The sequence below is a fragment of the Luteimonas sp. gir genome, assembly GCF_037198055.1.
GTDB classification, from domain to species: Bacteria; Pseudomonadota; Gammaproteobacteria; order Xanthomonadales; family Xanthomonadaceae; genus Luteimonas; species Luteimonas citri_A.
Genome location: NZ_JBBAXQ010000009.1, coordinates 76,239 through 97,684, shown reverse-complemented (window position 1 = coordinate 97,684; position 21,446 = coordinate 76,239). Strand labels below are relative to the sequence as shown.

General features: G+C 68.9%; 15 protein-coding genes. 7 read left to right on the top strand and 8 right to left on the bottom strand.

Annotation, left to right across the window (positions count from 1 at the left end):
* Window positions 1-225 precede the first annotated feature (225 nt).
* The 4 genes from WAF18_RS12375 to WAF18_RS12360 all read right to left on the bottom strand — a co-directional run bounded on the left by WAF18_RS12375 (window position 226) and on the right by WAF18_RS12360 (window position 4,541).
* Window positions 226-2,271, bottom strand: a complete 2,046-nt coding sequence (locus WAF18_RS12375) for a S9 family peptidase (protein WP_337245364.1) — start codon at window positions 2,269-2,271, stop codon at window positions 226-228.
* Between the two features lie 132 nt (window positions 2,272-2,403).
* Window positions 2,404-2,727: a DUF2834 domain-containing protein gene (locus tag WAF18_RS12370; protein ID WP_337245363.1), complete on the bottom strand. Its 324-nt coding sequence runs from the start codon at window positions 2,725-2,727 to the stop codon at window positions 2,404-2,406.
* Between the two features lie 90 nt (window positions 2,728-2,817).
* The gene (locus WAF18_RS12365; protein WP_337245362.1) at window positions 2,818-3,627 is read right to left on the bottom strand and encodes a transferase; all 810 of its coding nucleotides are present in this window, start codon (window positions 3,625-3,627) and stop codon (window positions 2,818-2,820) included.
* Window positions 3,628-3,635: 8 nt separating this feature from the next.
* Complete coding sequence (locus WAF18_RS12360) at window positions 3,636-4,541, bottom strand: 5'-nucleotidase (protein ID WP_337245361.1); 906 nt, start codon at window positions 4,539-4,541, stop codon at window positions 3,636-3,638.
* Between the two features lie 565 nt (window positions 4,542-5,106).
* Between WAF18_RS12360 and WAF18_RS12355 the strand changes: the two genes are divergently transcribed.
* Window positions 5,107-7,161 carry a glycosyl hydrolase family 18 protein gene (locus WAF18_RS12355; RefSeq protein WP_337245360.1) on the top strand — a complete coding sequence of 685 codons (2,055 nt, stop codon included), beginning with the start codon at window positions 5,107-5,109 and terminating at the stop codon, window positions 7,159-7,161.
* Window positions 7,162-7,228: 67 nt separating this feature from the next.
* On the opposite strand, the gene WAF18_RS12350 is transcribed toward WAF18_RS12355, so the two are convergent.
* From WAF18_RS12350 to WAF18_RS12340, 3 genes are all read right to left on the bottom strand, one after another.
* Window positions 7,229-7,996 carry an NAD kinase gene (locus tag WAF18_RS12350; protein ID WP_183425577.1) on the bottom strand — a complete coding sequence of 256 codons (768 nt, stop codon included), beginning with the start codon at window positions 7,994-7,996 and terminating at the stop codon, window positions 7,229-7,231.
* Window positions 7,997-8,132: 136 nt separating this feature from the next.
* Window positions 8,133-13,055, bottom strand: a complete 4,923-nt coding sequence (locus WAF18_RS12345; protein ID WP_337245419.1) for an NAD-glutamate dehydrogenase domain-containing protein — start codon at window positions 13,053-13,055, stop codon at window positions 8,133-8,135.
* 306 nt (window positions 13,056-13,361) lie between these two features.
* Window positions 13,362-14,510: an acyl-CoA dehydrogenase family protein gene (locus tag WAF18_RS12340; RefSeq protein WP_337245359.1), complete on the bottom strand. Its 1,149-nt coding sequence runs from the start codon at window positions 14,508-14,510 to the stop codon at window positions 13,362-13,364.
* 308 nt (window positions 14,511-14,818) lie between these two features.
* On the opposite strand from WAF18_RS12340, the gene WAF18_RS12335 reads away from it, so the two are divergent.
* The 6 genes from WAF18_RS12335 to mtnC all read left to right on the top strand — a co-directional run bounded on the left by WAF18_RS12335 (window position 14,819) and on the right by mtnC (window position 20,023).
* Window positions 14,819-16,321 (top strand): amino acid permease, encoded by a 1,503-nt coding sequence (locus WAF18_RS12335; RefSeq protein ID WP_337245358.1) that lies wholly within the window; start codon window positions 14,819-14,821, stop codon window positions 16,319-16,321.
* Window positions 16,322-16,396: 75 nt separating this feature from the next.
* Window positions 16,397-17,704, top strand: a complete 1,308-nt coding sequence (locus tag WAF18_RS12330) for an amino acid permease (RefSeq protein ID WP_337245357.1) — start codon at window positions 16,397-16,399, stop codon at window positions 17,702-17,704.
* Entirely contained in the window at window positions 17,701-17,952 is a 252-nt protein-coding gene (locus WAF18_RS12325; RefSeq protein WP_337245356.1) for a hypothetical protein, read from the top strand. Before WAF18_RS12330 ends, WAF18_RS12325 begins: the two co-directional genes overlap by 4 nt.
* A gap of 30 nt (window positions 17,953-17,982) precedes the next feature.
* On the top strand, window positions 17,983-18,627 hold the full coding sequence (locus tag WAF18_RS12320) for a methylthioribulose 1-phosphate dehydratase (RefSeq protein ID WP_337245355.1): 645 nt from the start codon (window positions 17,983-17,985) through the stop codon (window positions 18,625-18,627).
* A 110-nt stretch (window positions 18,628-18,737) separates the two neighbouring features.
* Window positions 18,738-19,295, top strand: coding sequence for an acireductone dioxygenase (locus WAF18_RS12315; RefSeq protein WP_337245354.1), 558 nt, complete (start codon window positions 18,738-18,740; stop codon window positions 19,293-19,295).
* A 38-nt stretch (window positions 19,296-19,333) separates the two neighbouring features.
* A complete protein-coding gene (gene mtnC, locus WAF18_RS12310) occupies window positions 19,334-20,023 on the top strand; it encodes an acireductone synthase (protein WP_337245353.1) in 690 nt (229 codons plus the stop codon).
* A gap of 871 nt (window positions 20,024-20,894) precedes the next feature.
* Here mtnC and WAF18_RS12305 read toward each other — a convergent pair.
* Window positions 20,895-21,401, bottom strand: a complete 507-nt coding sequence (locus WAF18_RS12305) for a copper chaperone PCu(A)C (protein ID WP_337245352.1) — start codon at window positions 21,399-21,401, stop codon at window positions 20,895-20,897.
* Between the last annotated feature and the right edge of the window lie 45 nt (window positions 21,402-21,446).

The following is a 21,446-nucleotide window of genomic DNA, read 5'->3' as shown; positions in this document are numbered from 1 at the left end:
GTGATCGCGATCAGGGTCGCGGGCCGCATCGTCCAGGCAAGCAATGACTGCGCGTTGCCGTGGAGCGATGGGGCCTACCCTAGCCACGCGTCGGGCAAGGACACGTGACGCGCGGGCGACGATCTTGTGAAAGCGCGACCGCCCTGCATGCGCTTGCGCGGCGGCTGCCGTCCCAGGCCTGCGCCCTCCCGATGCATCGGGAAGGACGCGGCCTCGATGCAGATCTCAGCGCGTGGCGTCGGTCTTCGGCAGCGCGTAGTCGAGCTGATAGGCCGGCGGTTCGCCGCCCGGCCCGGTCAGGTAGTGGCGCATCCACTGAATCAGGCGCAGTGAGTAGTCGTAGCGCGAGGCGCCGCGGCTGTTGCCGTGGCCTTCACCGGGATACAGCACCAGGCGTACCGGGGCCTGGCCGGCCAGCTTGAGGTAGCGATAGAGCATGTAGGACTGCATCACCGGCACGCGCGGGTCGGCCTCGCCGTGCAGGATCAGCGTCGGCGTGCGCGACTTTTGCGCGTGCGTGATCGGGCTGGCCTGGCGGTACATCTCCGGGCTCTCCCACGGCCAGGTCTGCATGTGCACCTGGTACTGCTCGCGCGGGATGTCGCCGGTGGTGACCAGGCTGGCCTGATCCGAGATGCCGACGAACATCACTGACGCGGCGAAGCGCTCGCTGTAGTAGGTGGCGCCCCAAGCGCTGGCGTAGCCGCCGTAGGAGCCTCCGGTGATGCCGACTTTGTCGCGGTCCACCAGGCCGATGTCGACCAGGTGATCCACGCCGTCGACTAGGTCGTCGAACTCTTCCATGCCCGGCCGGCCGTGGTCGAGCTTGGAGAACGCCACGCCACGCCCGGTGCTGGCGCGGTAGTTGGGGAAGAACGAAGCGAAGCCCTGCGCGGCCAGCGTCTGCGCCGGCTGTGCGTAGCTGTTGAGCCAACCGTTGACGTTGTGCGACTCGGGGCCGCCGTGGACGACCACCACCAGCGGCACCCGCGCATTGCCCCGGCGCTCGAGCGGATGCACCAGCAGGCCTTCGAGTTCCAGGCCATCGCGCGCGGTGTAGCGCACCACCTCCTGCCGCGCCAGACGCACGTCGGCGAGCCACGGGTTGCTGTCGGTCAGCCGCCGCGCTTCGGCGCTGCCGGCGGCCAGGTGAAAGACCTCGGACGGGTGCGCCGGCGTGCTGCCGACCAGGGCGATGTCGCCGTTGCGCGCCACGCTCAGACCCATGTGCACGGGGCCTGCGGCCGGCAGCAGGGTGCGCTGGCCCGTGCCGTCCACGGCGATCTCGGCCAGCCGGCTCTGTACACCCTCCTGGCTCAGGAACACCAGCGTCGACGCATCGCGCCAGCCGACATGCCAGACGTGGCCTTCGAGTCCGGGCAGCAAGTCGCGCTGCGCGCCGCCGGTCTTGCCGACCACGGTCAGCCGGCCTTCGCTCGGATCGTTCGCGTCGGCGGCCGAGATGATTGCCAGGTGCTCACCATCCGGGCTCCAGGCGATTTCGCCGAGCTTGCCGGGGTTGTCCACGCGGCCCAGTTCGCGGCCCTCGACCGAATAGATGCGCACGCGCGCGTCGACCATCATGTCGTCGGTGAGTTGGCGCGGGGCCACGACCACCGCCAGCCGGTCGCCGGCCGGGCTCCAGCGCACGGTGCGCACGCTGCCTTCGATCGCGAGCTTGCGCGGCGATGCGCTGCCGCCCAGGTCGGCGATCCACACCTCGACCGGGCGCCAGTCCTCCTCGTAGACCTTCTGCGAGAAGCCCTGCTCGCGCAGCTGCTTGCGCGTCGCATCCTCGGGCTGCGCGGCCAGCAGTACGGCGCGGCGGCCGTCGGGCGAAAGATCGAAACTGCTGATGTCGCCGCTCAGGTGCGCAACCGCGGTCGATTCGCCGCCACGCAGTGGGATCGTGTACAGCCGCCGGGTCGCGTCGCCTTCGCGCTTGCTCAGATAAGCGATCGACTGGCCATCGGGCAGCCAGCGCGGTGCGGACACATCGACCTGCCCGGTCACGAATCCACGGTCACGGCCTGCGCGGTCCACTACGTGCAACTCGCTGCGCGCCGGACCATCGGGATCTTTGCCCAAGGTGCGCGGCACCGACAGGACGTAGGCCACTTCGCTGCCGTCTGGGCTGATCGCGGCCTGGTTCGCGGCCCGCGTCTGCGCCACCTGTTCGAGCGTCATGCCCGCGCTCTGGCGCGCGGCGACGGCCGGCGTCCCGGTCGCCAGCACCAGCGCGCAGGCGATCCCCATGATCCAACGTTGCATTCGGGTTCCCCGATCGAAAGACAGCCCCGGACTTTGACCGGCTTCGGCGGGGGGCGCAACGGCGCGCGGGCCGAGCGGCATCGAGACGCCAGACGAAGCCGCGTCTGTCCGCCACGCGCGCCCCATTCGACGCTATCTCAGGCGCCCGACAGCGGCCAGATGGCGCTCTCGCATCAGAAGGAATGCGGGCAAGGCGAGCGAAGGGCCGACAACCAGGCATCCAAGTGGAAGCCACAGCCTGCGCATCTGGATCCGCCGCCCTTCGGCAACGATCAGCACGATGACGACGATTCCAGACACGAGCACATCCGCCCAGGCGAATGCGGAAACAGGGCTCGCCATTGCTTCAGACATCAATAGCGGAACATCGAGGCCATACTGTGCAAGCCACGGCAGGAACCGCGAGAGCGGAAGCACAGCGCCCAACACGCACAGCGCGAGATAGATCAATTGCATGCTGCGTCTCCCCGTGTCCTCATCCGCGGCAAATACAAGCCGCCTATCTCCAAGCTTCCCATGCGCTGACCCGCGACGTGGGTCACATCGCTAGGGCGTGCGCGCGGCCATCGTCCTGTGCCGCACCACGCGCGCGGCGATACGTACAAACACCTCCGGCAACAACGCGCGCACCTGTTCGGGCACCCGCGCCACGAGCGCTTCGGCCTCCAATGCCGGCAGCGGCCCGCGCCAAGCAAATGCAACGCGGTTGCTCATCTTCGGCTCGTCGACCACCAGCACCTGCGTCTGGCCGAAGGCCTGCCGCAGCCGGGCCACATGCGTCTCGGGATCGCGCACGTACAGATTGCAGGCCAGCACGCCGTCGGCGACCAGCGCGTCACGACAGGCGTCGTAGAACGCCTGGCTCGACAGTGCCGCCGGAATGCCGTGCTCGTCGTAGCCGTCGACCAACAGCAGGTCGAAACGGGCCGGACGCGACGCCACGAACCGCGCGCCGTCATCGATCACGACTTCCAGCCGCGCGTCGTCGGCCGGCACGCCGAATTCCGTGCGCAGCGCGACCACGTGCGGGTTGTTCTCTACCACCTCGATCCGCGCGGCCGGCAGGTGGCGATAGGCGAACTTGGCCTGCGAACCGCCACCCAGGCCGATCATGCCCAGCATCGCCGGTGCCGGCTGCCATAGCAGCGCGGCGAACATGGTGCGCGTGTAGTCGACCAACAGCCGATCGGGATCGCCGCTGACCATGCGGCTCTGCGTCTGCCGCCGCACGAACTGCAGCGAGGTGAAGCCGTCATGCCGGCGCACGTACGGCCGCTTGGGTGCGCCGCGGCCGCGCCAATGCGCCAGCCATCGCGCCCACCACGACGCCCCCCCGGTGTCGTCCGCCTGCCCCATGCCGGCGCTCAGCGGTTGGACCAGCCGTGCGGCACATGCCCGGCGGCGACGTGCGGCCGCGCCGAATCGATGTTGTGCTGCGAATCGTCGAAGAAGATGTCCGCCCCGAACGCATCCAGGAACGGCCCCTTCGGCCGCCCACCGAGGAACAGCGCCTCGTCCAGGCGCACGCCCCAGGCGCGCAGCGTGCGGATGACCCGTTCGTGCGCCGGTGCCGAGCGCGCAGTGACCAAGGCGGTGCGGATCGGCGCGTCCTTGCCGGCTGGGTACGCCGCCTGCAGGTCGTGCAGCGCGGCCAGGAACCCGCGGAACGGACCGCCGGTCATTTCCTCACGCGCACGCTCGCGCTCGTGCTTGTGGAACGCGTCCAGGCCGCCTTCCTGCGACAGACGCTCGCCTTCGTCGCCAAAGATCACCGCATCGCCGTCGAATGCGATCCGCAACTGATCGTTGCGATGCGCCGGCGCGCGCGCCGGAATGATCGTCGCCGCCGCGATGCCGTTCTCCAGCGCCCGCCGTACCGAATCGGGGTTGGCCGACAGGAACAGCTGGGTGCCGAACGGCTTGATGTACGGCCAGGTCGGCTCGCCCGAGGTGAAGGTCGCCCGGGTGATCCCCAGGTTGTGGTGCTGGATCGAATTGAAGATCCGCAAGCCCGTGTCGGCCGAATTGCGCGACAGCAGGATCACCTCCACGCGCGGGGCATCGGGCGGCGCATCGACGTTGAGCGCCAGCAGTTTGCGCACGACAGGGAATGCGATCCCCGGCTCCAGCACGTCGTCCTCGTGCGCGCGCTGGTGCTCGGCGTAGGCATCGATCCCCTCGCTCTCGAACAGCGCATGGCTGTCTTCGAGGTCGAACAACGCACGCGAAGAGATCGCGACGGTCAGCGTGGGGACGAAAGTGTCGGGCATGGCAGGATGTCGTGAGCTCGAAGGGGACGGCGCCTCCCCGCAGGCAGCGGGGATCGTCGGACCGACGGCAGGACCGCGCCGCCGAATCACATCGCGGGCCGACCGCACATTATGCCAGCCCGGGCTGCGACCCGCCCCGCCGCCCTGCCCGCTCGCGCTGTCGAGACGGTGTCGTCTCGGGTCAAGGCGGCGAGACGCCCAGGCCTCCGACCTCATGTGCGTCGCCCCATGCTGCCCGATGCGCCCGAAGCCCCGGGCCGCGCGCCGCAAACGCAGCGGCTGCGTTCGCTGCGCCGCATCATGAATGCCCGGTGTTGTCGGCCCGCAGTCCGCACAAGCGTGACTGCCCTCGCATTCCGGGCATTCGGCATTGACAACGTTGTCTTTCGGGAGGCACATGGCGGCCGACCGCTCCTCGTCCCGACCTCGTACCGGTTTCCGCTGCCCCCTGGATCGCAGGAGGCGGCGGAAAGGGCACCCGGTCGGCGCTGCGCTCCGCGATCGGCTCGCCGATGGCGGCTGGGCGCCGGCTTCACTCGGCATCGGAAAAGGAGACTTCGTCATGATGCATCGCAGACTCGCCGCCTGGTCGCTGTGCCTGCTGGCTTCGGCCGGCATGGCCACCAGCGCACAGGCGCAAACCGCCGCCTGCGCCGGCGTTCCCGCATGGAACGCCGGCACGATCTACAACCCGGGCGACCGCCTGACCTACCAGAACCGCCTCTACGAGGCGCGCACCCAGATCTGGAACGCGGCGCCCGACTACTGCACGTCCTGTGGCTGGTATCAGGACCTGGGCGCCTGCAGCGGCGGCACCGCCAACCAGCCGCCGACCGTCTCGCTCACCGCCCCGGCTCAGGGGGCGACGTTCGCCACCGGCGCCCACGTCACGATCTCCGCCAACGCCAATGACAACGATGGCACGATCGCCTCGGTGCAGTTCTTCCGCGGCGCGGTGTCGCTGGACACCGATACCACCGCGCCGTATTCGCTGACTTGGCAGAACGCGACCGCAGGCCAGCACGTGCTGACCGCCGTGGCCACCGACAACAAGGGGGCTACCACCACGTCGGCCGCGGTGACGATCACCGTCGGCGGCGGCACCGGCCCGGACACCACCGCGCCCAGCGTGCCGACCGGGCTGCAGGCGACGCAGCAGACGGCCGCCAGCATCACGCTGAGCTGGACCGCCTCGACCGACAACGTCGGCGGCAGCGGTATGGCCGGCTACGACGTCTATCGCAACGGCCAGCTCGTCGGGTCGCCGACCACGCCCGGCTACACCGACAGCCCCCTATCGGCCAATACCGCCTACACCTACCGGGTCCGCGCACGCGACCGCAGCGGCAACGCCTCGGCCTCGTCGCCGGAGATCGTCGCGCGCACGACTGCGGCCAATGCCGGCGGCGACAAGCGGGTGATCGGCTACTTCACCCAATGGGGCATCTACGGCCGCAATTACCGCGTGCGTGACATCGAGACCAGCGGTTCGGCCGCCCGCCTCACCCACATCAACTACGCGTTCGGGAACGTGCGCAACAACCGCTGCGAGGTCGGCGTCACCCAGCCGGCCGATCCGAACACCGGGGCCGGCGGCGATGCGTTCGCCGACTACACCAAGGCGTTCTCGGCGGCCGAAAGCGTCGATGGCGTGGCCGACACCTGGGACCAGTCGCTGCGTGGCAACTGGAACCAACTGCGCAAGCTCAAGGCCCGCCACCCCGGATTGAAGGTACTGATCTCGCTCGGCGGCTGGACCTGGTCGCGCGGGTTCTCGCAAGCCGCACGGCCGGAGAACCGGCAGGCGTTCGTGGCCTCGTGCATCGATGCCTACATCCGCGGCAACCTGCCGGTGACCGACGGGGCGGGCGGCGCAGCGGCTGCGGCCGGCGTGTTCGACGGCATCGACATCGACTGGGAGTATCCGGTGGCCTGCGGGATCGCCTGCGGCACGGCGGAGGACCGGCAGAACTTCACCGCGCTGCTGGCCGAGTTCCGCCGCCAGCTCAACGCGGTGCGGCCAGGCCTGCTGCTGACAGTGGCGGTGGGTGCGGGCGTCGACAAGATCCGCGTCACCGACCCGAACCTCTACCACCCGTCGCTGGACTACATCAACGTGATGACCTACGACTTCCACGGCGGCTGGGAGCCGCGCACCAACCACCACTCGGCGCTGTTCGCCTCCCCGAGCGACCCGTCCACGGGCGATGTGCGCCTGTACAACACCGACGATGCCATCCAGGCGTTCCTGGACCTCGGCGTGCCGGCGTCCAAGCTCAACCTGGGCATCGGCTACTACGGGCGCGGCTGGACCAATGTCCCCAACGCCAATAATGGGCTGTACCAGACCGGTACCGCGGCGCCGGGCACGTATGAGGCCGGCATCGAGGACTGGAAAGTGCTCAAGACGCTCGGCTGGCCGCGCTTCGTGGATTCGACCGCGCGCGCACAGTGGATCTACAACGGCACGACATTCTGGTCGTTCGACGACCCGGCGCTGATCGCCGAAAAGATGGCCTACGTGAAGGCGCAGGGCCTTGGCGGCGCGTTCTTCTGGGAGTTCAGCGGCGACGACAGCAGCGGCACGCTGACGCGGGCGATCGAGCAAGGCCTGCGCTGAGTCCGTCTCCGGCGGGTCCAGGGACGGACCCGCCGGACCGCATGGGCGCCATCAGCGCCCGTGTGGCTCACGCCACGAACTGCTCGCTGAGGATGCGCTCCTCGAGATTGTGCTCGGGGTCGAACAGCAACGTCACCGTGCGTTCGGATTCGCGCACGGTGACTTGCACGACATCGCGGACCTCGTGCGAGTCGGCGGTCGCGCTGACCGGGCGCTTGTAGGGATCGAGCACGCGGAAGCGGACCTCGGTTTCGGCACGCAGGATGGCGCCGCGCCAGCGGCGCGGACGGAACGGGGCGATCGGGGTCAGCGCGACGATGCCCGCGCCCAGCGGCAGGATCGGGCCGTGCGCGGAGAAGTTGTAGGCCGTGCTGCCGGCAGCGGTGGACAGGATCACGCCATCGCCGACCAGTTCCTCCAGGCGCGTGACGCCGTTGAGTTCGATGCGCATGTGCGCGGCCTGACGCGTCTGGCGCAGCAGCGAGACCTCGTTGTAGGCCAGCGATGAGACGGTGGCGCCGGACTCGGTCTCGGCCAGCATCTCCAGCGGATGCAGCACCGCGGGCTGGGCCGCGGCGATGCGCGCCAGCAGGTCGCCCTGCCGGTGCTGATTCATCAGAAACCCCACGGTGCCCAGCTTCATGCCGTAGACCGGCTTGCCGAGATGGCCATGGCGATGCAGCGTCTGCAGCATGAAGCCATCGCCGCCGAGCGGCACCAGGACATCGGCGTCCGCCGGATCACATTGGCCGTGCTCGGCGCCAAGCACCTGCAGCGCCTCCTGGGCATCGGCGGTCTGGCTGGCGACGAAGGCGATGCGGGGCGTTGCGGTCATCGGCGGGCCGGTGCGGGAACGTCGGCGCGCAGCTTAGCGCAGGTGATGGGGTGGCGGGTCGATGCCGCAGCAGTGGATCGACGACTCGACCCCGCCGACGTGCAGGGAGGGCGCCCATGCGCCCTCCCCGTCTGCCTCAGCTGCGCTGGACGAGCTGCGAGACACGCTGCACCGCGACCGAGACGGTCGGGTAGTCGAGCGTTTTCTGCGCGGCGAGCTCGGCCAGCATCGCCAGCGTGAAGCGCAACGTCGGATCGTCGCGCTCGAGCCAGGTCCGCACCTTCTCCTCGGGCGTGTCGCCGGGCATCGCCAGCACCTGGCCCACGAGCAGGCGATGCTGCTGGCCGAGGTCCTCACGCAGCACGCCGCGTGCCACCGCATGCCAGCGGCCATCGACCTCGAGCGCGTCGATCTGCGCGGTCAGCCACGGCAGATTGAGCGCTTCGCCGAGACGGAAGTGCACGCGCGCGACATCGATCGGCTTGCGCCGTGTCTCGCTGGCAACCTCGATGATGTCCCAGGCCGCTTCCAGATACGGCAGCGCTGCGAGTTGCTCGGCCAGGTCCTCCGGCACGCCCTTCTCGCGCCAGACCTGCAGACTGGCATCGTGCTCGGCACGCTGGCTGTCGGCGATGATCTGGCTGCCGATGCGGATGGCATGGAAGCCATCGTGATAACGCGCCACGGCCGTGGTGATGTCCGGGATCGCACCGGCGCGCGCCAGCAGCCAGCGGGTGAAGGCCCGCTGCAGGTTCCAGATCACCTGCAGGGCATCGACCTGCACCGACTCGGGCACGGTGCCATCGAGCGCGTCGATGCTGTTCCACAGCGCGCGCGCCTCGATCGTCTCGCGGGTGATCGTGAACGCCTTGGCGATCTCGCCGGGCGAGCGCCCGCTGTCTTCCTGCATGCGCAGCAGGAACGTCGCGCCCATGCGGTTGATCATCTGGTTGGTCACCGCGGTGGCGATGATCTCGCGCTTGAGGCGGTGCTGCTCCATCGTCGCGGCGTATTTCTTCTGCAGCGGCACGGGGAAATAGCGCTGCAGTTCGCGCGACAGGTACGGGTCTTCGGGGATGTCGGAGGCGAGCATCTGATCGAAGGCGACGAGCTTGGAGTACGACAACAGCACCGCAAGCTCGGGACGGGTCAGGCCCAGGCCCTTGGCCTTGCGCTCGGACAGTTCGGCATCCGAGGGCAGGAACTCGATCTGGCGATCGAGCAGGCCCTGGGCTTCGAGCGTGCGGATGAAGTGACGCTTGGAACCCAGCCGCGAGACGCTCATGCGCTCCATCAGGCTCAGCGCCTGGTTCTGGCGGTAGTTGTCCCACAGCACCAGCTCGGCGACCTCGTCGGTCATCGAGGCCAGCAGCTTGTTGCGTGCGGGCACGGTCAGCTTCTTGGCCTGCACCACATCATTGAGCAGGATCTTGATGTTGACCTCGTGGTCGGAGGTGTCCACGCCGGCGGAGTTGTCGATGAAGTCGGTGTTGAGCAGCACGCCGCTCTGCGCGGCCTCGATGCGGCCAAGCTGGGTCATGCCCAGGTTGCCGCCCTCGCCCACCACCTTGCAGCGCAGCTCGCGACCGTCGACGCGCAGCGCGTTGTTGGCCCGGTCGCCGACATCGGCGTGGCTCTCCGACGATGCCTTGACGTAGGTGCCGATGCCGCCGTTCCACAGCAGGTCGACCGGTGCGCGCAGGATCGCCGACATCAGTTCGTTGGGGCTGAGCGCGGCGGTGTCGCCGTCGATGCCCAGCGCCTCGCGGGCTTCCTTCGACAGCGGGATCGACTTGGCACTGCGCGGCCACACGCCGCCGCCCTTGCTGATCAGCTTGGCGTCGTAGTCCGCCCAGCTCGAACGCGGCAGCGCGAACAGTCGCTGGCGCTCGGCAAACGAGACCGCCGCGTCCGGTGCCGGATCGATGAACACGTGGCGGTGGTCGAACGCGGCCACCAGCCGGATGTGCTGCGAGAGCAGCATGCCGTTGCCGAACACGTCGCCGGACATGTCGCCGACGCCGACCGCGGTGAAGTCCTGGGTCTGCGAGTTGCGGCCCATCGCCCGGAAGTGCCGCTTGACCGATTCCCAGGCGCCGCGCGCGGTAATCCCCATGCCCTTATGGTCGTAGCCGACCGAGCCGCCTGACGCGAACGCATCGTCGAGCCAGAATCCATGCTCGCGGGCGATGCCGTTGGCGATGTCGGAGAACGTCGCGGTGCCCTTGTCGGCGGCGACGACCAGGTACGGATCATCGTCGTCGTGGCGGACCACGTCGCGCGGCGGCACGATCTTGCCGTCGACGATGTTGTCGGTGATGTCGAGCAGGCCGTTGATGAACAGCTTGTAGCAGGCCACGCCCTCGGCGAACAGCGCGTCGCGGTCACCGCCGGCCGGCGGGCGCTTGACGATGAAGCCGCCCTTCGAGCCGACCGGCACGATGACCGTGTTCTTGACCATCTGCGCCTTGACCAGACCCAGCACCTCGGTGCGGAAGTCCTCGCGGCGATCCGACCAGCGCAGACCGCCGCGGGCGACCGGCCCGAAGCGCAGGTGGATACCCTCCACGCGTGGACCGTAGACGAAGATCTCGCGATACGGGCGCGGTTTGGGCAGTTCGGGCACGCGCGCCGAATCGAACTTGAAGGCGATCGTGTCGCACACCGCGCCTTCGCGGGTGCGCTGGTAGTAGCTGGTGCGCAGGGTGGCGTCGATCACGCCCAGGTAGCTGCGCAGGATGCGGTCCTCATCGAGGCTCGCGACGCGGTCGAGCAGCCCCTTGAGCGCGGTGCGCGCCGCGTCGTATTGCGCGTCGCGGTCCTGCGCGCGGGCATCGAGCACCGGCTGCAGCAGCGCCAGCGTGGCCTCGTCGCCCGACAGGGCACCGAGCTGGCTGGACAGCATCTCGATGCCGGCGGCGACCTGCGCCCCGCTCTCGCGGCCGGTGGCCGGATCGAAGCGGGCCTCGAACACTTCCACCAGCAAGCGCGCGAGCAGCGGATAGCGGCCGAGCGTGTCTTCGACGTAGGCCTGCGAGAACGGCACGCCGACCTGCTGCAGGTACTTGCAGTACGCGCGCAGCATCGCCACCTGGCGCCAGTCGAGATCGGCGGCGAGGATCAGCCGGTTGAAGCCGTCGTTCTCGGCATCGCCGCGCCACACGCGGTCGAACGCTTCGGTGAACGCGGCCGCGCGCGCCTCGATGTCGACGTTCGCGGCCAGGGTCTCGACGAAGAAATCCTGGATGTAGAGCGTGGTGCCGTCGACGACCAGACGCGTCGGATTCTCGGCGATGACCCGCAGGCCGAGGTTCTCCATCACCGGCAGCACCTCCGACAGCGGCAGGTGCTGGCCGCTGCGGTAGAGCTTGAAGTGCAGCAGCGCGTCGCCGGCCGGTGACGTGGCCTGGGTGTAGAAGCTCAGCTGCAGCGCGCCGCTCGCCTGGGCAGCAGCGAGCTTCTCGACATCGGTGGCCGCGACGGCCGGCGATGCGAACTCGATGTAGGCGGCCGACAGGCCACGCCCCAGGCGACCGGCCAGGCGCAGACCTTCGCCTTCGCCCTGGCGACGCACGAGCTCGTCGCGCAGGTCGTCGTGCCAGTTGCGCACGATCTTCTGCAGCGCCTGCTCCAGTGCGGCCTGATCGACATCGCCCTGCACGCCCGCGCGCGGGCGCACGATCAGGTGCAACTGCGCCAACGGCGACTCGCCCAGCACCACGTGCGCATCGACGTGGTCGGCCTGCATCGTCTCGCGCAGCATGTCCTCCACCCGGTGACGCACGTCGGTGTTGAAGCGGTCGCGCGGAATGTAGACCAGCACCGAGTAGAAGCGGCCGTAACGGTCGCGGCGCAGGAACAACCGGCTGCGCACGCGCTCCTGCAGCCCGAGGATGCCGGTGCCCAGACGGAACAACTCATCGGGCGTGGACTGGAACAGCTCGTCGCGCGGCAGGGTCTCGAGCAGGTGCTTGAGGGTCTTGCCGCTGTGGCCGGTCGGCTTGAGGCCGGACTCGCTCATCACGTGCTCGAACCGCTCGCGCACCAGCGGGATGTCCCACGGCCGGCGGGTGTAGGCGCTGGAGGTGTACAGGCCCAGGAAGCGCTGCTCGCCGATCACCTGGCCCTTGGCGTCGTAGCGCAGCACGCCGATGTAGTCCATGTAGCCGGGACGATGCACGGTGGAACGGGCGCTGGTCTTGGTGAGGATCAGCGCGTCGACCTCGCCCGCACGTCGCAGCGCATCGGCGCCGAGCTCACTGAGCGGGCGCGACTTGACCGTGGCCGGCGTGCGCAGCAGGCCCAGGCCGCTGTCGGCGACCGGCTCAAGGACGCCGTCGGCGCCCTTGCGGCGCACCTTGTACTCGCGGTAGCCAAAGAACGTGAAGTGGTCGCTGGCGGCCCAGCGCAGGAACTCCTGCGCCTCGCGTCGGCTGGCGTCGGCGACCGGCATCGGCCGGGCGACGAGATCGGCGGCGACCTCCTGCATCTTCTCGCGCATCGGGCCCCAGTCGGCCACGATCGCACGCACATCGTCGAGCACGCGGCGCACGACCTGTTCGATCTGCGCGCTCGCTTCGGGCGTCTGCCGATCGATCTCCAGGTGCATCACCGACTCGGCATCGCCCTCGCCCACGCCGGTCAAACGGCCGCTGCGGTCGCGCGCGATGTGCAGGACCGGGTGTCCCAGCACGTGCACGCCGATGCTGCGCTCGGCCAGCGCCATGGTCACCGAGTCGACCAGAAACGGCATGTCGTCGTTGACGATCTGCAGCACGGTGTGCGGCGATTCCCAGCCGTGGCTGTCCTGGGCCGGATTGAACAACCGCACGTTGGCGGTGCCCGGCTTGCGGCGCGCGGCGAACTCGAACAGGTCGGCGGCCAGGGCCGCCCAGCCCTCGGCGCTGTGCAGCGGAATCTCGTCCTCGGTCATGCGCCGGTAGAAGCCTTGCGCGAACGCATCGGCGCCGCGGCCCGCGGCCTTGCCCGTGCGCCGCCGCACCGCCTCGAAGATCGGGTCCAGCAAGCTGGCGCCGGCGGGCCGGGACGGCGCCGGCATGACGCTGGCGTCGCTGCCCTGCGGCTTGGCGCGCTTGCGCGGTGCCGGGGCCGGGGCCGCGGTGGCCTTGTGTTTGGAAGAAGGAGTACCGGTCTTGCGGGATGTGCTCATGACGACGATAGGTCCGATGCAATGAGGCCCGCGTTCTCACGCGGGCCGACAGGGAAAAGGAAAACGACGGGTGGCGAGCTGCACGCAGTGCGGCTGGCGGCCGGATCGGGGACGACAGAAGCGGCCGCGCAGCCCTCAGGGCGGCGCGGACCGGTGGAACGAACGACGGGAACAGGGCGAAGGATCACGAAGCGCTCAGCGCAGGCCGGTCTCGTTGCGGGCGATGACCAGCCGCTGGATCTCCGAGGTGCCCTCGTAGATCTCGGTGATCTTGGCGTCGCGGAAATACCGCTCGATCGGCATTTCCTTCGAATAGCCCATGCCGCCGTGGATCTGCAGCGCCTGATGCGTGATCCACATCGCGGTCTCGGACGCGGTGAGCTTGGCGATGGCCGCCTCGTTGCCGAAGCGCTGGCCCTGGCCTTTCGTCCAGGCCGCACGCAAGGTCAGCAGCAGCGCCGCATCGAGCCGGCACTTCATGTCGGCGATCTTGGCCTGGGTCATCTGGAACGCGCCGATCGGCTGGCCGAAGGCCTTGCGCTCCTTGACGTAGGCGATCGTCGCCTCGTACGCAGCGCGGGCGATGCCGATCGCCTGCGAGGCGATGCCGATGCGCCCGGCATCGAGCACGCCCATCGCGATCTTGAAGCCCTGCCCCTCCTCGCCCAGCACCTCGTCGGGCTGGACGACATAGTCCTGGAACTCGATCTCGCAGGTCGCCGATGCGCGGATGCCGAGCTTGGGCTCGGTCTTGCCGCGATGGAAGCCCGCGCGCTCGCCGTCGACCAGGAACGCGGTGACGCCGCGCGCGCCCTTGTCGGGCTCGGTCATCGCGAACAACACGAAATACTTGGCGACCGGGCCGGAGGTGATCCAGCTCTTCTTGCCGTTGACGACAAAGCTGCCGTCGGCCTGCTTCACCGCGCGGCATCGCATCGCGGTCGCATCCGAGCCCGACTGCGGCTCGGTCAGCGCGAACGCGCCGATCTCGCGCCCTTCAGCAATCGCCGAGACGTAGGTGCGCTTCTGATCCTCGGTGCCGTGGGTCAGGACGCCGTTGCAGAACAACGAATTGTTGACCGACATGATCGTCGAGTGCGCGGCATCGCCCGCGGCGATCTCGATCATCGCCAGCACGTAGGCGATCGGGTCCATGCCCGCGCCACCGTACTCGACCGGCACTTCGATGCCCATCAGGCCGTTTTCGCCGAGCAGCCGGATGTTCTCCAGCGGAAACTCGCCCGTGCGGTCGAAGTGCTCGGCACTGGGCGCGATCTTCTCTCTTGCGATCCGGCGCGCGATGTCCTGGATCATCAACTGCTCTTCGTTGAAACCGAACTCCACGGCCGCTCCGCTTCTGCACCAAGGTCAGCGGACAATTGTAGCGACGAACGCATGCCGACTGTGGGACCGGACGTTGCGCACTGCAGCATGAACCCACCGGGAATCCGCCGGGGCCGACGGCATCGCCACCGCCGCCACTGATGTCGGGACGCCTCGTCTGAGGGCCTGCAATGAATGCGGCGCGTTGCTTGTGCCGGAACGCTGCGTTTGGCAAGGTACGGCGATTCGCGGGGCGCATCGGGAAAAGGGGTATCGGCAGGGAGCCGCCCATTCGTGTGCCCGACCGACCGTCCAACCCGGGGAACCCGATGCTCAAGAACCTGCTGATCACCAAGCCCATCCAGGCCCAACCACATGTCGACGCCGGGGAGCCGGTCGAAGGCAGCCTGTCGGGCGAGGCCAGCTTCAAGCGCACGCTCACCGCCAAACACCTGGTGATGCTGGGGCTGGGTGCGGTGATCGGCGCGGGCATCTTCGTGATCACCGGCACCGCGGCCGCCAACCATGCCGGGCCGGCGATCATGCTCAGCTTCGTCATCGCCGCCTTCGCCTGCGCGATGGCGGGCCTGTGCTACGCCGAGTTCGCGGCCATGATCCCCGCCTCGGGCAGTGCCTACAGCTACACCTACGCCACCCTCGGCGAGGCGCTGGCCTGGTTCGTCGGCTGGAGTCTGGTGCTCGAGTATCTGTTCGCTGCCTCGACGGTCGCGGTCGGCTGGTCGGGCTACACGGTCAGTTTCCTGGAATCGTTCGGACTGCATCTGCCCGCGGCATTGACCCAGGCGCCGATCAACTTCTGTACCCATGAAGCGGCGCAGGCCGGCGCCTGCGAGTTCGGCCGGTTCGTGCTGACCGGCGCGCTGTTCAACCTGCCGGCGCTGCTGATCGTCGGCGCGGTGGGCACGCTGTGCTACGTCGGCATCACCCAGTCGGCGACCGCCAACGCGATCATCGTTTCGATCAAGGTCGTGGTGATCCTGTTGCTGCTGGCCTTCGGCGCCCAGTACGTGAATGTCGACAACTGGCTGCCGTTCATTCCCGAGAACCAGGGTGGCGACCGCTTCGGCTGGGAGGGCGTGCTGCGCGGCGCCTCGATCGTGTTCTTCGCCTACATCGGCTTCGACGCGGTCTCGACCGCCGCCCAGGAAGTCAAGAACCCGCAGCGCGACATGCCGATCGGCATCCTCGGCTCGCTGGTGCTGTGCACGCTGATCTACATCGCGGTCTCGGCGGTGCTGACCGGCATGGTGCCCTACACCGCACTCGGCACCGCCAAGCCGGTCGCGACCGCGCTGGAGGCCTATCCCAGCCTTGCCTGGCTCAAGGTCCTGGTGGAAGTCGGTGCGATCGCCGGCCTGACCACGGTGATCCTGGTGATGCTGATGGGCCAGCCGCGGATCTTCTTCTCGATGGCCCAGGACGGGCTGCTGCCGCGCTTCTTCGGCGCGGTGCACAAGCGCTTCCGCACCCCGCACAAGGGCACGGTACTGGTTGCCGCGGTCGCCGCGATCATGGCCGCGTTGCTGCCGATCCAGTTGCTCGGCGATGTGGTGTCGATGGGCACGCTGGTTGCGTTCGCGACCGTGTGCCTGGGCGTGATGGTGCTGCGGCGCACGCAGCCGGGGCTGCACCGCCCGTTCCGCACGCCCGCGGTCTACGTCGTCGGCACCCTGGGCGTGCTGGCGTGCCTGGGGCTGGTGGCGATCATGCCGATGCTCAACTGGATGGTGCTGCTGGGCTGGACGGTGATCGGCTTCACGATCTACTTCGCCTACGGCTACCGGCACAGCAAGCTGCGCAACGCCCGCTGAGTGCCCTCCACGGCCCGCATCGCGCGGGCCGTGTCGTTTCCGACCCGGCGCCGCGCGCCACTGCGAGATTCCGCGATGTCCATTGCTCCCACGGCCAGGAAGATCGGACCGGTGCTGGCGACGTTCATGGTCGCCAACAACATGATCGGCTCGGGCTTCTTCCTGCTGCCGGCCACACTGGCGCGCTCGGGCGCGGTGACCGCGCTGTCGTGGCTGCTCGGCACGCTGCTGGCGGTCGCGCTTGGCGGCGCATTCGCACGCCTGGCCCGCCAGTACCCGAACCTCGAATCGCCCGACGACTACATCCGCCCGACGCTGGGCCGCGACATGGGCTTTCTGGCCTCCACGCTGTACTGGCTGTCATCGTGGATCGGCAACAACGCGATCGCGGTGGCTGCGTTCGGCTATCTGATCATCCTGCTGCCGATCGAGGCGACGCCCGTCGCGCAGGTCGTCGGCCAGGTCGTGCTGATCTGGTCGATGTTCGCGCTGAACCTGTTCGGGCCGCGCACCATCGCCCGGTTCCAGTCGTTCTGCGTGGTGTTCGGCCTGCTGCCGGTCGCCGCGATCTTGATCGCCGGCTGGGCGCACTTCGATCCCGACCTGTACCTGGCCGGCTGGAACGTCAGCGGGCAATCGGACGCAGCGGTCGCGATCGGCTCGCTGTCGGTGGTGTTCTGGGCGTTCATCGGCCTGGAGACCGGAGCGATGGTCGCCGGCGTGGTCCGTGACCCGGACCGCAATGTGCCGATCGCCACGCTCGGCGGCATCCTGCTGGCCGGTATCGTCTATCTGGTGTCCTCGGTGCTGATGATGGGCATCGTACCGGTCGCCGAACTCGCGCAGTCGAGCGCACCGTTCGCGCTGGTCGCCGGACAGATGTTCGGCGCCTGGGCGATCCCCGTGATCGCCGCGGCGGCCGCGCTCAAGGCCACCGGCACGCTCGGCGGCTGGATGCTGGTGACCGGCGAGTCGGGCGCGCGCGCCGCCCAGCGCGGTTTCCTGCCGGCGATCTTTGGCCGGCTGCTGCGCAACGGCGCGGCCGGCACCGGCCTGCTGATCGTGGTGATCTCGATGACCGCGATCGCGCTGACCACCTTCTCCGACTCGGTGGCGGGCCAGTTCGAGACGATCATCAACATGGCGGTGACGCTGGTGGTGATGGCCTATGCCGCCGCGGGTCTGAGCCTGCTGCTCGGCAACCGCACGCATGCCTCGGGCACGCGCGAGCGCCTGCTCGGCATGGGCGCCCTGCTCGCCTGCGGCCTGCTGGTCTGGTCGACGCCGATCGAGACGCTGATGGGCGCGGCGATCATCGCGCTGCTGGCCTGGGCCGGCTATCGCGGGTTCAGTCGCCGCGCACGGCCGGATGCCGCACCGTGACCACGCCCCAGAAGGACGACTACTGGTTTCCGGCCAAGTCCTTCGGCTGGGGCTGGGGGGCGCCGCGGTGCTGGCAGGGCTGGGCGGTGCTGGCGGTCTATGCGATCAGCGTCGTCGTCGTGCTGCTGCGGTTTCCGCCGCAGCGCGACCCGGCGGCCTTCTTCGGCTGCCTGTCGCTGGCCACCGGGCTGCTGATCGCAACCTGTGCGCTGAAGGGCGAACCACCGCGCTGGCGCTGGCATCGTTGATCGGTGCGCACGCGCGGTAGACTCTGCGCCATGCCCGATCCGACACCCCCCTTCGATGCCCACCGCCTGCGCGAGCTTGCCGGCGAGTTGATCGTCAACGTCCGCGAACTCGCTCAGGCCGGCTGGACACCGGCGACCAGCAGCAACTTCTCGCAACGCCTCGACGACCGCCACGCGGCGATCACCGTGTCGGGCCGCGACAAGGGCCGGCTGCAGGAAGACGACATCATGGTCGTCGATTTCGATGGCCAGGCCGTGGGCAGCACCCATCGGCCGTCGGCCGAGACGCTGTTGCACACCCAGCTCTATCGCCGGTTCCCCGAGATCGGCTGCATCCTGCACACGCATTCGCCCAACCAGACCATCGCCTCGCGGCTGTACGCCGGCGCCGGTCACGTGCGCCTCGAAGGCTACGAACTGCTCAAGGCCTTCGCCGGCAACGCCACCCACGAGACCGCGATCGACGTGCCGGTGCTGCCCAACAGCCAGCACATGCCCACGCTCGCCGCGCAGGTCGAGTGCCTGCTCGATGCCGGCCCGATGTGGGGCTACCTGATCGACGGCCACGGCCTGTATGCCTGGGGACGCGACATGGCCGAGGCGCGCCGGCATCTGGAAGCCTTCGATTTCCTGCTGCATTGCGAACTGGCGCTGCATCGTCTGCGCGGTCGCTGACGTCCCGATCCACGCGCGCGTGGAACGCCTGCGTTCCGCGCCGGTCAACGCCGGCGCCGAGGGCAGCTGCTAGTCTGGCGCGCTCACCCTCTCGCCCGAGCCAGACCGCCATGAGCCGCCTTCGCATCTTCGCCGACAACGCCCCCGACACGCCGCTGTTCGACAGCCGCGACGGCGAGGAGATCGCCCGCGAGCTCGGCAGGCTCGGCGCGACCTTCGAGCGCTGGGAAGCCGCGCAACCGGTCGCTGCCGGCGCCTCGTCCGAGCAGGTCATGGCCGCCTACAAGGCCGACATCGACCGCATCAGCGCCGAGCGCGGCTTCACGACGGTCGATGTCATCAGCATCGCGCCGGACAACCCCAATCGCGACGAGCTGCGCAAGAAGTTCCTCGACGAACACCTGCACAAGGAAGACGAGGTTCGCTTCTTCGTCGACGGCTCGGGGCTGTTCACGCTGCATGTCGAGGACAAGGTCTACGAGATCGAGTGCGTCAAGGGCGACCTGATCGGCGTGCCGCATGGCGTGACCCACTGGTTCGACATGGGCCCGGAGCCGCGCTTTGTGGCGATCCGGTTCTTCCAGCAGCCCGATGGTTGGATCGGCCACTTCACCGGCTCGGACATCGCCCAGCAGTTCCCGCGCTACGAGCCGGGCGCGCGCGACTGACCCGCTCCTCAACACGCGCGCCAGGACCGATAAATCGCATGATCCTCACCGACATCGAAGGCACCACCAGCAGCATCTCGTTCGTCAAAGACGTCCTCTTCCCCTATGCCCGCCGCGCCCTGCCCGGTTTCGTCGCCGCACATGGTCAAGATCCCGAAGTCCGTCGCTGGCTGGATGCGGTGGCGATCGAGCACGGCGCGATGTGCGACGACGCGATGATCGTCGAGACACTGCAGGGCTGGATCGACGAGGACCGCAAGCACACCGCACTCAAGGCCTTGCAAGGCAAGATCTGGGAAGCCGGCTACCGCGAGGCCGACTTCACCGCGCACATCTACCCCGACGCGGCGCAGGCCCTGCGCCGCTGGCATGCGGCCGGCGAACGCCTGGCGGTGTACTCGTCGGGCTCGGTCCCGGCGCAGAAGCTGTTCTTCGGCCACAGCGATGCCGGCGACCTGACGGGTCTGATCTCGGCCTGGTTCGACACCGAGGTCGGCGGCAAGCGCGAAGCGGCAAGCTATGCGCGCATTGCCGAGGCCTTGCACGAGTCACCGGCGGCGATCGTGTTCCTGTCGGATGTCGTGGCCGAACTCGACGCCGCCCGCGAGGCCGGCCTGCGCACGGTGCTGGTCGACCGCCTCGACGACTATCCCGAACCGCGCGATGCGACCGCCGCAAACGGCCACCGCCGCGTGACCTCGTTCGACGCGGTCGATCCTGCCGCCTGATCACGCGCGTCCTGTCGGCGTGCTGTGTAACGCACAGACACGATGATGACGAGACCGCGCAGATCGTTGCCGAACGCGATCGCCCGGTGCGGGCGATCGCGGCCAGCGCGTCAGACCGAGGCCATGTCGCACGCACTGCGCCTGCTGTAACGCGAGCAATTCTCATTCCGTCATGCCCTGTGCGCGCTCGCTAGAATCGAGGCGCGCCGCAAGCCCGCCCGCGCCAGCCAGCCGCGCACGACCCGCCCGCCAGCCTTCGCTCGCCAGCCGGTCATCTTTCAAGAGCCCGCGCCTGCGCGGGTTTTTGCGTTTCATCGATCGCGCAATGCGCGTTGCGTGCTGCGCTCGCGGCATCTTCCGAGCTCGGACAGACCGCCCCCGATCCCCGCACCGTCGCAGCGTGCGCAGGCGACGGCGCGCTTGCGTGCAGGCGTTGCCGAAAGCTCGCCGCGAGCGTCCGCCCCCACCCCAGCCCTCCCCCGCATGCGGGGGAGGAAGCAAGGCAATGCACCCGTTGCATTCCGGCCTCCCGCATGCGGGGGGAGAGAGCACAGCCGTTCTCATTCGACCGTGGATACGACGCGAGCGCACACCGCACACGGCAGCCGTGTGTTCCCTCCCCCGCATGCTGGGGAGGGAGCAAAGCCGTTCTCATTCGACCGGGATACGACGCGAGCGCACACCGCGCACGGCAGCCGTGCGTTCCCTCCCCCGCTTGCGGGGGAGGTCGACGCGCAACGCGCGGCGGGTGGGGGCGTCTTCAAGCACCGGGTCCGCATTGCGCTGGTCATGCAAGCACCGGCGACCAGCATCGCGCGTACATCGGCCGCACCGACGCGATCACGTCGGCAAGACGCGATCTCGCGCGGCGTCAGTGCCCGCTGTGGCCCTCGGCCGCGGCATCGCCGGCCAGGGGGCGGACGTCGAACTGGACCTGCTGTGCAGGCGCATGTTCGAAGTGCAGCGTCGCCTCGACCGTGGCGCCCGCGCGCAATGGCTCGACCGGGTCGATGAACATCAGGTGGTAGCCACCGGGGCGCAATTCGACATCCGTGCCAGCGGCCAGCGGGACGCCGTCGGGCAGTTCGCGCATGCGCATCATGCCGCCGTCATGGCGCATCTCGTGGATCTCCACCGCAGCGGCTGCGGCGCTGTCCACCGACACCAGCCGATCGTCGGCGGCGCTGCGCAGGGTCAGATAGCCACCGGCTACCGCCGCATTGGGCGGGGTCTCGCGGATCCAGGGGTCGGACACCGCGACCTGGGCGGCATCGGTCGCGGCCGCCGGCGCGGCGGCATCGGGCGACGAAGGCTGGCAGGCGGCCAGGGTCAGGGCGGTCAGGCCGACGGCAAGAAGACCGAAACGGGGATGGCGCATCCGAGTACTCCGCTGCGACGCCTGCGGCGCCTGGCCGGCCATTAT